General features: G+C 38.0%; 10 protein-coding genes. All 10 read right to left on the bottom strand.

Going from position 1 to position 12,903, the window contains the following annotated elements; all coding sequences use genetic code 11:
* Nucleotides 1–164: 164 nt before the first annotated feature.
* Nucleotides 165–2,483 carry a DNA translocase FtsK gene (locus tag C8K15_RS01940; protein WP_108584681.1) on the bottom strand — a complete coding sequence of 773 codons (2,319 nt, stop codon included), beginning with the start codon at nucleotides 2,481–2,483 and terminating at the stop codon, nucleotides 165–167.
* Nucleotides 2,484–2,565: 82 nt separating this feature from the next.
* Entirely contained in the window at nucleotides 2,566–4,233 is a 1,668-nt protein-coding gene (locus C8K15_RS01935; RefSeq protein WP_108584680.1) for a ribonuclease J, read from the bottom strand.
* A gap of 201 nt (nucleotides 4,234–4,434) precedes the next feature.
* Nucleotides 4,435–5,328 (bottom strand): 4-hydroxy-tetrahydrodipicolinate synthase, encoded by an 894-nt coding sequence (gene dapA, locus C8K15_RS01930; protein ID WP_108584678.1) that lies wholly within the window; start codon nucleotides 5,326–5,328, stop codon nucleotides 4,435–4,437.
* A gap of 14 nt (nucleotides 5,329–5,342) precedes the next feature.
* Nucleotides 5,343–6,383, bottom strand: coding sequence for an aspartate-semialdehyde dehydrogenase (locus C8K15_RS01925; RefSeq protein ID WP_108584677.1), 1,041 nt, complete (start codon nucleotides 6,381–6,383; stop codon nucleotides 5,343–5,345).
* Between the two features lie 87 nt (nucleotides 6,384–6,470).
* Nucleotides 6,471–7,055 carry a dipicolinate synthase subunit B gene (locus C8K15_RS01920; protein WP_108584675.1) on the bottom strand — a complete coding sequence of 195 codons (585 nt, stop codon included), beginning with the start codon at nucleotides 7,053–7,055 and terminating at the stop codon, nucleotides 6,471–6,473.
* A 13-nt stretch (nucleotides 7,056–7,068) separates the two neighbouring features.
* Nucleotides 7,069–7,872, bottom strand: coding sequence for a hypothetical protein (locus C8K15_RS01915; RefSeq protein WP_108584673.1), 804 nt, complete (start codon nucleotides 7,870–7,872; stop codon nucleotides 7,069–7,071).
* Nucleotides 7,869–8,138 carry a YlmC/YmxH family sporulation protein gene (locus tag C8K15_RS01910; protein ID WP_108584672.1) on the bottom strand — a complete coding sequence of 90 codons (270 nt, stop codon included), beginning with the start codon at nucleotides 8,136–8,138 and terminating at the stop codon, nucleotides 7,869–7,871. The genes C8K15_RS01915 and C8K15_RS01910 overlap by 4 nt, the downstream gene beginning before the upstream one ends.
* Before the next feature lie 825 nt (nucleotides 8,139–8,963).
* Nucleotides 8,964–10,202, bottom strand: coding sequence for a M16 family metallopeptidase (locus C8K15_RS01905; RefSeq protein ID WP_108584671.1), 1,239 nt, complete (start codon nucleotides 10,200–10,202; stop codon nucleotides 8,964–8,966).
* A 73-nt stretch (nucleotides 10,203–10,275) separates the two neighbouring features.
* A complete protein-coding gene (gene pnp / locus C8K15_RS01900; protein WP_108584669.1) occupies nucleotides 10,276–12,396 on the bottom strand; it encodes a polyribonucleotide nucleotidyltransferase in 2,121 nt (706 codons plus the stop codon).
* A gap of 187 nt (nucleotides 12,397–12,583) precedes the next feature.
* The gene (gene rpsO / locus C8K15_RS01895; protein WP_024534986.1) at nucleotides 12,584–12,853 is read right to left on the bottom strand and encodes a 30S ribosomal protein S15; all 270 of its coding nucleotides are present in this window, start codon (nucleotides 12,851–12,853) and stop codon (nucleotides 12,584–12,586) included.
* Nucleotides 12,854–12,903 lie beyond the last annotated feature (50 nt).

The raw sequence follows: 12,903 nt of genomic DNA, 5'->3' as shown, positions 1-12,903 counted from the left end.
TCACCACCAACAGAAGAGATCAGACATCTGATGTAAAACTTTCCTACTAATCAGACATACTATACCACTTTTATTTGTTTAAATAAATAGATTTATGGGTAATTAGTCAAAGATTCGTAAAAATTTTAATTTTTTTCGCAATCTTTTTGTCATAATAATCCATATCAATTTCCATCATCTTGTTTTCCTTGAAGTACTTGTCTTGGTTTACTTCCTTCATAACCACCGACAACTCCACGCATTTCCATTTGGTCGATTATTCGTGCCGCTCGAGAGTATCCAATACGAAATCTTCTTTGCAAAAGTGAGACTGAAGCCGTTTGCATATCTGTGACAAGTTGTACAGCTTCATCATATAAATCATCTGTTTCCTCATCTCTAGATACTTCTTCAATTTCTGTTGGAATCATTTCTTCTTGGTACTGAGCTTTTTGTTGAGCAATTGCAAAATCAACTACTTTTTCGACTTCTTGGTCAGATAAGAATGCTCCTTGTACGCGAACTGGCTTCGAAGCCCCAGCTGCTAAAAACAGCATATCTCCTCGCCCTAACAATTTTTCCGCTCCTCCCATATCAAGTATAGTCCGGGAGTCAATTGAAGACGATACCGCAAATGCAATCCTCGAAGGAATATTGGCTTTGATTACTCCTGTAATGACATCAACACTTGGTCTTTGTGTAGCAATAATTAAATGAATACCTGCCGCACGAGCCATCTGAGCTAATCGAGTAATTGAATCTTCCACATCATTAGAAGCAACCATCATTAAATCTGCTAACTCATCCACGATAACAACGATATATGGAAGTTTTGGATGTTTCTCATCGTTCTCCTCATTCCATTTTCTAATGTGTTCATTGTAGCCTTCAATGTTTCGCATTCCAGTATGAGAAAACAAGTCATATCGACGTTCCATTTCTGATACTACTTTTTTGAGTGCTTGAGAAGCTTTTCTTGGATCTGTAACAACCGGCGCTAACAAATGTGGAATACCGTTGTATACATTTAATTCAACCATTTTCGGGTCAATCATCATCATTTTGACTTCGTGTGGTTTCGCTCGCATGATAATACTGACGATAATGCCATTAATACAAACACTTTTACCACTACCCGTTGAACCGGCAACAAGTAAATGTGGCATTTTATTTAACTCTGCTAGCACGGCTTGCCCCGTAATATCACGGCCCAGTCCGATCATTAATTTAGAATCAGGTTTATTGTTTTCTTTGGCATCTAAAACTTCACGTAAACTCACTATCGCAACCTCTTGATTTGGTACTTCAATTCCAATGGCAGATTTTCCTGGTATCGGTGCTTCAATGCGAATATCACGAGCTGCTAGCGCTAAAGCTAAGTCATCGCTCAGACTAACAATTTTGCTGACTTTCACTCCAGTGTCTGGCAAAACTTCGTACTTTGTTACGGCAGGACCTAAATGGACTTGTGTAACACGTGCTTTGACACCAAAGCTTTGGAATGTTTTTTCTAATTTTTTTGCATTTGCTTGAATTAATGAATATTCACCACTTTGATCACTATGTGGTGGTGCATTTAATATTGATGCAGATGGTAATTGATAATCTTTATTTTCTAAAACCGCTTCCGATACTGCATCAAACACTTTTTCACTTAATTCTTCAGTTTCTACTAGTTCGGGTTCTGGCTCAGGTTTAGTTTCCACTCTTTTTTCAACACGTTCTGTGAAAGCGGATATAATTGGTGAAACATGTTCAACTTCTGGTTCTTGCATAGTCGTTGCTACTTCCATATCCTGTGCATTCGAAGGGATACTTGCTGTTTTTTTACGCTTTTCACTTCTTGTCTGTACTTTTGGTTTTGCTGTCTCTTTATTCTTTTTCTTAAATGCTCTCTGGGCCATCCATTTATTCTTCCATTGTGGTATTTGACTAGCCAAGTATGGAACTAGTGCTTTACCCGAGAGTAAGATTAATCCAATCATTAATAATAACCAAGCCGCGATTGTTGCTCCTCCTGCATCAAATAAAACATGAAATGATGCGAATAAAAAGGCACCCATCATCCCGCCACCTAAGGAGCTATCTCGGTTTACAATGCCATTGCCATCAATAAGTATTCTCCAAGTTTCTCGAAGAACCGAATCGCTAACGAGTCCTCCACCTTGAAACAATTGCTCAAATAGAACTAAATGACTGAAAAGAGTCATACTGGCTAAAATACTTAAACATCCAGTAATAATTCGGTTATTGTAACTAGGTACTGCGCGTTTTATCATCATAATAAGTGCAATAACAATACATAATAAAGCAACTGCTAAATGCCAATTTCCGAAGAAAAATCGGGCGACAGACGACAAACCGAATCCAACTGAACCTAATTCAAAAAAAGTAATGATACCGAGACCAATTAATAAAAGGCCAGAAATTTCAAACATAAGTGTATGTGTTTTTTCGGGTGGTTTTTTTCTCGTATTAGTCACTTTTTTCTTTTTACTTGTCATACTTGTCACCTTCTTTCATTATCAAAGAAAAAGGATTTCCTGCCGGTACAAATGGCGTGGAAATCCTTCCGCTTTTATCACCTTAATATTCCATAATAATCGGGATGATCATTGGACGTCTTTTCGTTTTTTGGTATAAATACGAATTCAAAGTGTCGCGAATTTCTTGTTTAATATTTGTCCATTCAAATGTTTCTTTAGCTACATATTTTTCAACTATTTTCTTAGCGAGTTCAGTTGATTCTTCCATAAGTTGTTCCGACTCTCGAACATACACAAATCCGCGAGATAAGATTTCCGGGCCAGAAGCAATTTTCTTTTGTGCACGATTCAATGTGATCGTCACAATGAAAATGCCATCTTGTGAAAGCAGTTTACGATCGCGCAATACGATGTTCCCTACATCACCAACGCCAATGCCGTCTATTAAGACATTTCCAGCTTGTACGCGTCCACTCATGCGCATTTTTCCACCCTTATACTCAACGATGTCACCTTTATCGGCAATAAAGATTTGTGCTTTGGATAAACCAGTTGCTTGAGCAAGTTTCGAGTGAGCCATAAGCATGCGGAATTCCCCTTGAATTGGGATAAAGAATTTCGGTTTCATTAAGTTCAACATCATTTTCAAATCTTCTTGACTACCATGACCAGAAACATGCACCTTTTTACTAGCTGTTAATACTTTTGCTCCTACTTTTGCTAATTGATTCATCGTCTTGAACATCGCAACTTCCATACCTGGAGAAGGTGTGAATGTAAATAACACAGTATCTGTATCTTTAATCTTCACATCTTTATGGTGTTTTCTTACCATTTTTTCAAGAGCTTCTATAGGCTCCCCTTGAGTACCAGACACAATGATTACTACTTCATGGTCTTCATAGTTCCCAATATCTTTAATTGAAATTAACGTTTCTTCGTCAACTTGTAAATAATCTAATCGCTTACCTACTTCAAATACGGTTTCAAGCGTTTTACCAACAACAGCAACTTTACGTCGTGCTTCAATTGCAGTGTCAAATACTTGTTGGATACGAATGAAGTTTGAAGAATACAACGATACAAGAATACGACCTTTAGCTCCGTGGAAGGTTTCAGATAAATGTTCTTCAACGACAGATTCAGATGTAGTATAACCTGGACGTTCTGCTTCTGTTGAATCTGACATCAAGATAAATACGCCTTCTTCACCAAGACCAGCCATTTTAGCTATGTCTGGACGGTAGCTTCCTTTTGCTGCTTGATCGAATTTAAATTCACCCGTGTGCACAATTGCACCTTCCGAAGTATGGAATACAATTCCTAAAGAATCCGGAATACTATGCGTTGTGTGGAAGAATGTAACGTGTGTTGATTTGAAATTCATGCGGCTTTTATTTGTTACTTCAAAGAATTTCACAGGTTGTGCAGCTGGTAATTCTTTTAAATGCTCTTTAGCTAAGGCAATTGTTAAACGGGAGCCATATACTGGAGCTTGAATTTTGTTTAGCAAATACGAAATAGATCCAATTGCATCTTCGTGACCATGTGTTAAAAAGATTCCTTTTATTCGAGCTTTGTTTTCTTCTAAGTACGTCACATCTGGAATTACTATATCAATTCCAAGCATTTCATTTTCAGGGAACATAAGTCCGCTATCTACTATAAAAATTTCTTCATCAATTTCTACTACATACATTGCTTTTCCGATTTCCCCAACTCCACCGAGGGGGATGATTCGAATGGTTTCGTTTATTGTTTTTGTCACTTGCTTTCCTCCTAAAAATTAACCCGAACATTATCCACTTCAATACATTATATCGAACAGCTGACAACAGTACAATATTAAAAGTCGAAAGAGATACTTTAAATCAATCCCACAAACTGCGGAACAGTCTACATTAATTTGACTCTAGAATTTGCTGATAGACATAAAAAAAAGGCCAGTTATGAACTGGCCTTCAAAAATTTATTTGAAATATTTGCGTTTTTCCTCAAATTTCGCCCAAGCTTGGTCAAAATTTTGTTTCTCTTCAGTTGTCATATCAACTAGTGGCAATCTGACAGTTCCGACATCGAGCCCCAATTTATATAACGCGTATTTTACAGGTACAGGATTTGGTTTTTCAAAGAGTGCTCGAATGAGTGGTAACAATGCATGGTGTATTGTGGCAGCATCTGCATGTCTGCCTTCTTCAAATGCACGAATTAACTTTTGCATATCATTTCCTACAACATGTGAAGCGACTGATACAACTCCAGCTCCTCCAATTGAAAGTAGAGGTAAAGTTAAACCATCATCACCGCTATATACGGCGAAATCATCTTGACAACCCGCAATAATGTCTGACATTTGCTCTAAGTTGCCACCAGCCTCTTTAATGGCCTGTATGTTTGAAATCTTACTCAGTGCCAACACAGTTTCTGGCAACATATTAACAACAGAACGACCAGGTATATTATAGAGTAATACAGGTAAGTTCGTTGAAGCAGCAATCGTTTTAAAATGTTCATACATTCCACGTTGATCTGGTTTATTATAATACGGAGTAACAAGCATGATACCATTTACTCCTGCATCTTCAGCAACTTTAGTCAGTTCAACTGAAGATCTCGTGCTATTACTACCCGTTCCTGCAAAAACAGGAATACGATTATTTACCGATTCGACAGTAAAACGAATTAAGTCCGCTTTTTCTTGACTCGTTAATGTTGGTGATTCTCCAGTTGTTCCACATACGACAACTGAATCTGTACCTGTAGCAATTAAATGTTCAATTAGTTTTGCAACCATTTCAAAATGAATGGAGCCGTCTGGTAAAAATGGTGTGACCATTGCTGTAGATACACGACCGATATGCATTAGAATCTCCCCTTTTAAATGATACCTTCTTCTATCATTGCTTCTGCAATTTGTATTGAGTTTAGTGCTGCCCCTTTTAATAAATTATCTGACACAATCCACAAATGGAAACCTCTATCATTTGATAAATCTTTTCGTATACGCCCAACAAACACATCGTCTTCCCCTTCTGCAAACAAAGGCATAGGGTATTCTTGTTTCGCGGGATTATCCTGTACTTTTATTCCTTTAGCTGACTCTAATATAGCGCGGATATCTGAAACGCTGATACCATCTTTATCTATTTCAATAAATACTGATTCAGAATGACCTGATACAACAGGTAAACGAACGCATGTTGCCGCAACTGAAAGGTTTGGCATGTGTAGTATTTTCTTCGTTTCATTAATCATTTTCATTTCTTCTAACGTATAGCCATTGTCATCAAACGTATCGATTTGAGGAATAACATTAAACGCTATTGGATAATGACTTTCTGCACTTTTGACAGGTAATACTTGCGCATCGGCATTTTTCGTATCTCCGAATGTGCCACTTTGATTTTTCAACTCATTAATTGCATCCGCTCCAGCACCAGATACAGCTTGATACGTTGAAACAATGACTTTATTTAAGCCAAAAGCTTCTTTTATTGGTTGTAGTGCACACACCATTTGTATAGTAGAACAATTCGGATTCGCTATAATACCTGAGTGTAATTTAAGATCTTGTGGATTCACTTCTGGCACTACCAGTGGAATATCCACTACCATTCGAAAAGCACTCGTATTATCAATTACGACTGCTCCTCGCTTGGCAGCTTCCGGTGCAAGAATTTTTGAAACTGCACCACCTGCACTAAATAACGCAATATCAACTCCATCAAATTCTTCAGGTGTTGCTTCTTCAATCGTGTAGGACTGACCTTTAAATTCAATACTCTTTCCAGCTGAACGTTTAGATGCCAAAAACTTTATATGTTTTATAGGAAAATTTCGTTTCTGTAGTTGTTCCATCATTTTCTCGCCTACTGCACCGGTTGCACCAACTACAGCAACTGTGTAATTCTTCGACATGACACTCACTCCCTCTAGCCAACTAAATGGTCATAATGTCGGTATTGTATCATAAAATTGCGTGATTGTGCATGAAAATTAATCCGACTAGTTGTGTTGGATTAATACAGGTTGGAGTTGTTGATGCTCTAATGCTTTAACAATCGTTGGGACAATGAGATTAAAATCGGAGATTAGGGAGTTAGGTTTTTTAAACGGATCATCTTGACCAAAAGGAATGAAATAAATGTGTTTGGCATTTAACAATCTCATGACATTGACGCCATTTAAACCGAGTGCATCATTGGTCGAAATGCCAAGGACAACAGGTTTACCAGTACGCATCGTCGCTTTGGCAGCCATCAGTACAGGTGAATCTGTAGCAGCATTCGCGAAGCGGCTAATTGAATTACCTGTCATCGGTGCAATGACCATGCAATCGAGAGGTGTTTTAGGACCCAGTGGCTCTGCATCAGCAATTGTTGAAATGACTTTTGCTCCAGAGGCTTCTTCGATTTTTCTTACCCACTCGTCCCCAGTACCAAAGCGCGTAGCAGCTACCAAGACGGAATGTGACACTACAGGTACAACAATGGCTCCTTGTTCTCTTAATACAGTGATTTTAGGCACTACTTCTTCATACGTACAATGTGAGGCAGTGATGCCAAACCCAATTCGCTTACCTTGTAACACAACGTTCCTCCTATTAGATGTTTTTTACTGATTCGGTAACACAATTAAATAGCAGCTTTGCTGCATCTTCTTTTAAAAATTGCCCTGGTAGAGACGTATACAATCTATAGGTATGTGAAAAGTCTCCTTCTAGAGCTAAACATCCAGGTGAAGAAGCAACATCATAAAATCTTTGGCAAGTTGTTAATAAAGAGTGATAGTCTGCTGTTAGCCATTTAGCAGGTATTGTGTTAATAAATATCGACTGCTCACATGATATGCCATGTTCTAATTTTTTCACTTCATAGCCCATGGCTTGTGCTTCTGCTAATTGAACGGCTGATCTCACAACAATTTTCGGATAGGCATCCATCCGCTTAAGCTGTGATGCTAATAGTTTTGCTACGCGCCCGAACCCAGAGATCATGAAATGTTTGCCAGCAACCGTTTCGTGCTCTTCTAAATAATATGCCGCAATAAATCCTTCGGCAGTTAATTTTGCATTTAGCCAAATAAATTTTTCATTCTCGAGATATGGTTCAATGTCGATTTCACTTGCTTCAAAAAAGCGTGTCCATTCAGGAGATAATTTGCCAACAAAACATTTTTGGACGTTTTCGAAATAATCCAGTCCGATTGTATCTGTTACTACTTCTAGTGGTTGTATGGGTAGCACTAAGATATCTGGTTCGAATGCCATTAAGTCTCTTTCTACTTGGTAACTCCATGCTTTTGTTTGTAGATATAGCACTTGAACGTTTAAGTTTTTCAATAAAATTGAGAGTTTTTCCATCCGTGGATCTGTACCAATGACGCACCACTTTAGATTCGTCGTCATATGGTTTGGTCCGAATGTAAGTGTGATGTTTTTGTAAAGAGAATTCGATCTTCGCCGATGAGGATGATGTCTTCCCATGCGATATAGACGTTTTTTTGTGTTGATTTTGCTTTGAATGGTCGGTTTCCCTGTTCTTTTAATACAAGAAATCCAATGATTTTTCCACTGGTTGGTTCAAAAAGCAATTCGGTATCGGCAAGTAATCCAAAACGTTTGCCATCTTCAATTTGAATTAATTCCTTCACTGCCATTTCTGATAGCAACATATGACTCCTCCTCCATGTTCATCTCCTTAAATATATGCAAAGAAAGAATCACATGTTCACTGAAAAGCAACTTAACAGAGGTTGAGAAACATTCAAAATAAATAAGTGACTACAACTAAAACCGAAACCCTAATTGCATTTACTGAAGAAGTTAGGTTTCCAGGTCGCTCCGGACGCTTTACCTGCTGCACCATGAGCTATAGAAAAAAGGGATGGGCTTGTGACTTTGTCACTTCGCCCATCCCTTTTCTTAGATCATCCTGCGGCGGGTGCGCGTCCTTCGCTCCCTTTCAACCTGGACTCGCTCAGAAATGATGATTTGTTTTACGTGAGAATTGTTGTTTTCTTTATGTAGATATTCGGCCGAAGATGATATTTCGACCTCTTTTTGCTTATTTTATCTTCTGAATTACTTTTACTAAAAGTGATACACACACTTTACAGAATAATAAACGATGCAGATGTAACATAAATGTCCTTAAATTTGTGACTTTCCTCAACCCTCTCCTCTAAATGAAAAAACTATCCAAAATAAAGAAATGCGGTAGCAGCCGAAATGGCATCTTCGGTTGCTTGGTTCTTCAAAGAATAGTGTCGATTCATTTGTAAACCAAAATAAATAAACAATTTGCTCGAAGGTTGTAGGGGAGCGACGAAAGAAATTCGAGACGCAGGATTACCTGGAACATTATGAGGGGAATGTGACTGGGTCTAATCCACCTATTACCTCATTAGTTAATGGTGCAACATTGTGGAAGCTCCCCGGAAACCTGAGTGATAAAGTGAGTTACTAAAAAATCCACAGCTGTCAAAAAAAAAAGACAATCACAGTGGATTGTCTTTTTTTGGAGTAATGATTGAAATGGCAGGTTGATGTGCGAAAATATCAGTCACTAGTTTTTGTACTTTATGAATGTGTACTTCATCAATTGACTGCAATACTTCATCATATGTTTTGTGTTCTTTAAAAATAAGCTCGTTTTTACCATTACGATTCATTCGGGCATTGGTGCTTTCTAAACCGAGCATCAAATTGCCTTTTAATTGTTCTTTTGCATCATTCACTTCAGTTTCTGTAACCCCATCATCCACTACTTTTTGAATGGTTTCATGGATCGTTTCTTTGAGTTCTTGCAATTGGTTACTGGAAGTTCCTCCATAGATGGCCACTGATCCAGAATCTACGTAAGAGGAATGATAGGAATAAATTGAATAGGCTAATGCCTTTTCTTCACGAACTTCTTGGAATAGTCGAGATGACATATTGCCACCTAAGATGTTATTTAAGACCACTAAATCATAAATCTGCTTATCCTTAACGCTTAATCCTGGATAGCCTAGACAAATATGTCCTTGTTCCGTTTCGCGTGACTTATGAGATTCTCCTGAGTTAAATATTGGGAGACTTAAAGAATGACGATCAAGAAGAGTTGAACTTGATCCAAAATGACCAAATAACGAATCGATAAAGTCAATTAAACCATCCGGAATATTTCCAGCAACTGAAATGACAATATGTTCAGGTCGATAGTGATGGTCCATAAATTGATGGATGGAATCTTTATTAAATGTTTCAAGCGACGCTTTCGTCCCTAAAATTGAGGCACCTAATGGTTGATTTGGATACATGACATTCCATAATTGTTCGTGGACATCATCGTCAGGTGTATCTTCGACCATTAAGATTTCTTCTAGGACGACTTGACGTTCTTTATCTAATTCTTGTTCATCAAATTGTGAATGGAAAAACATATCGGCCAATACTGATATTGCATGCTTCGCATGATGATCTAATACTTTTGCGTAGTAGCATGTTTGCTCTTTTGACGTAAATGCATTGACATACCCGCCAATACGATCGAATTCTTCAGCAATTTGACGTGCAGTTCTAGTGGCTGTTCCTTTAAAAAGCATATGTTCGATGAAGTGAGTTAAACCATTCTCTTCGGGTGTTTCATGTCTCGACCCTACATCTACCCATACACCTACAGCGACAGACCGAACGTGTGGTATATGTTCATAGACTATTCTAACACCATTTTGACTTGTTCTTTTTTGTAACACAGTAAATTAAACCCCCATTATTTCGAAAAAAAAGATTGCCATCTAAGCAGTTGGCAACCTTTTTCATTGTTTATTATTCAGCTTGAGCTTTCTCAGCTGCTTCTTTTTCTTCTTTTACGACGATTTTTCGTGATAAGTTTACACGGCCTTGGTTATCGATTTCAATAACTTTAACTTTTAATTCGTCATCAAGTTTCAGTACATCTTCAACTGCTTTTGTGCGTTCTTCTTGAATTTCAGAAATATGCAGAAGTCCATCTTTGCCCGTAAAGATTTCTACGAAAGCACCGAATTTTTCTATACGTTTCACTTTACCCATGAAGTACTCACCAACAACAGCAACACGTACAATGTTTTCAATGATCTCTTTTGCACGAGCGATCATGTCTTCATCAATTGAAGAAATATAAATTGATCCGTCTTGCTCTGTATCAATTTTAACGCCTGTTTCATCAATGATTTTATTAATTTGTTTACCACCCGGTCCAATTACGTCACGAATCTTATCAGGATTAATTTTAACCATGACAATTTTCGGAGCGAATTTAGACAACTTCGTGCGTGGTTCAGAAATTGTAGCCATCATGCTTTCTAAAATATGCATACGACCAATTTTTGCTTGTGTCAATGCTTCTTCTAAAATGCTACGTGATAAGCCATCGATTTTAATATCCATTTGAAGTGCAGTAACACCTTTAGCTGTACCTGCAACTTTGAAGTCCATATCGCCTAGGTGATCTTCCATTCCTTGAATATCCGAAAGAACAGAATAGTTATCACCGCGTTTGATAAGACCCATAGCAATACCTGCAACTGGCGCTTTGATTGGAACACCTGCATCCATCATTGCAAGAGTTGAAGCACAAATACTTGCTTGAGACGTAGAACCGTTAGATTCAAGTACTTCAGATACTAAACGAATTGTATATGGGAATTCTTTTTCGTCTGGTAGTACTGCTTTTAATGCACGTTCACCTAATGCACCGTGACCGATTTCACGACGACCTGGACCACGAAGAGGACCCGTTTCCCCAACACTGAATTGTGGGAAATTATAATGATGCATGAAACGTTTAGATTCTTCAATTCCTAAACCATCAATTATTTGAACATCACCTAATGCACCTAAAGTAGCAATGCTAAGTGCTTGAGTTTGCCCACGAGTGAACAATCCAGAACCATGTGTTCTAGGTAAGACACCTGTCTCAGATGATAATGGACGGATTTCGTCTAATTTACGACCATCAGGACGGACTTTATCTTCAGTAATTAAACGGCGAACTTCTTCTTTCACCATTTTATCTAAAATTTGACGAACTTGTTTAAGTGTTGCATCATCTGCTTCACGTTCAACGAATGTTGCTATAACCTCATCTTTAACTTCATTTATCGCTACTTCTCGTGCGTGTTTTTCATACACTTGAATAGCACTATTTAATTTAGTTTCGCACATTTCATTAATCTCAGCAGAAAGTTCAGCATCTAGTTCATAAAGTTTGATATCTGTTTTTTGTTTGCCCATAACTGCGACAACTTCTTCTTGGAAAGCGATTAATTTTTTAATTTCATCATGACCGAACATGATTGCTTCTAACATTACTTCTTCAGTTACTTCAAGAGCCCCTGCTTCTACCATGTTAATTGCATCTTTTGTTCCAGCAACGATTAAATCAATCGTGCTTAATGCCAATTGAGCTTGTGTCGGGTTAATGATAAATTGACCATCAATTAATCCTACTTGTACGCCTGCAATTGGGCCATCGAAAGGAATATCAGAAACTGACAATGCTAATGATGAACCTAACATCGCTGCCATTTCTGTAGTGCAATCTTGGTCTACAGACATAACGATTGAAATAACTTGCACTTCATTACGGAAGCCATCTGGGAATAAAGGACGGATTGGACGGTCAATCAAACGACTAGTCAATACTGCATTTTCTGATGGACGTCCTTCACGTTTAATGAAACCACCTGGAATTTTCCCTGCTGCGTAAAGACGCTCTTCATAGTTACACGTAAGTGGGAAGAAATCTAATGGCTTCGGATGTTTTGAAGCAGTTGCTGTTGAAAGCACTGTAGAATCTCCATAACGGACCATTACTGCACCGTTTGCTTGTTTTGCATATTTGCCTACTTCTACTTGCAATGGACGACCTGCCCACTCGAAATTAAAAATTTGTTTTTCTGGCATTGAATGAACTCCTCTCGTTCTAAAAATCCTAGTAAATATAGTTGTATGTATCATTAGTAGTGTATCAAAAAAGCGTTTATCATGCGATAAATTATAAAAATGTCAATTGAGAGTGGATTCTATACAGAGAAATCTTTTTGAACATAAAGAAAAAGCGGGACGAATCCCGCTTTCACTAAAATGCATTTTATCGACGTAAACCAAGTTTAGCGATCAAGTCACGGTAACGTGATACTTCGTTTTCACGTAAGTATTTTAACAAGTTACGACGACGTCCTACCATTTTGAAAAGGCCACGACGTGAGTGATGATCTTTCTTGTGTGTACGTAAATGTTCGTTCAAGTTGTTAATATCTTCTGTTAACACAGCGATTTGAATGTCTGCAGAACCAGTGTCGCTTTCATGAGTACGATACTCAGCGATAAGTTCATTTTTACGTTCTTGTGTAATTGCCATCCGGTTCACCTCCAATACTCTCATAATATCCCCAATTACCGAGCAAGCGT

This window comes from Paenisporosarcina sp. OV554 (genome assembly GCF_003058165.1).
Taxonomy (GTDB): domain Bacteria; phylum Bacillota; class Bacilli; order Bacillales_A; family Planococcaceae; genus Paenisporosarcina.
Note: the sequence above shows the minus strand (reverse complement) of the source record. Positions and strands in the feature narration are given on the sequence as shown.

Coding starts and splice junctions, on each gene's coding strand:
- C8K15_RS01940 (WP_108584681.1), bottom strand. CDS start 2,483: ATGACAAGTAAAAAGAAAAAAGTGACTAATACGAGAAAAAAACCACCC.
- dapA (WP_108584678.1), bottom strand. CDS start 5,328: ATGCATATCGGTCGTGTATCTACAGCAATGGTCACACCATTTTTACCA.
- C8K15_RS01925 (WP_108584677.1), bottom strand. CDS start 6,383: ATGTCGAAGAATTACACAGTTGCTGTAGTTGGTGCAACCGGTGCAGTA.
- C8K15_RS01915 (WP_108584673.1), bottom strand. CDS start 7,872: ATGACGACGAATCTAAAGTGGTGCGTCATTGGTACAGATCCACGGATG.
- C8K15_RS01910 (WP_108584672.1), bottom strand. CDS start 8,138: ATGTTGCTATCAGAAATGGCAGTGAAGGAATTAATTCAAATTGAAGAT.
- pnp (WP_108584669.1), bottom strand. CDS start 12,396: ATGCCAGAAAAACAAATTTTTAATTTCGAGTGGGCAGGTCGTCCATTG.
- rpsO (WP_024534986.1), bottom strand. CDS start 12,853: ATGGCAATTACACAAGAACGTAAAAATGAACTTATCGCTGAGTATCGT.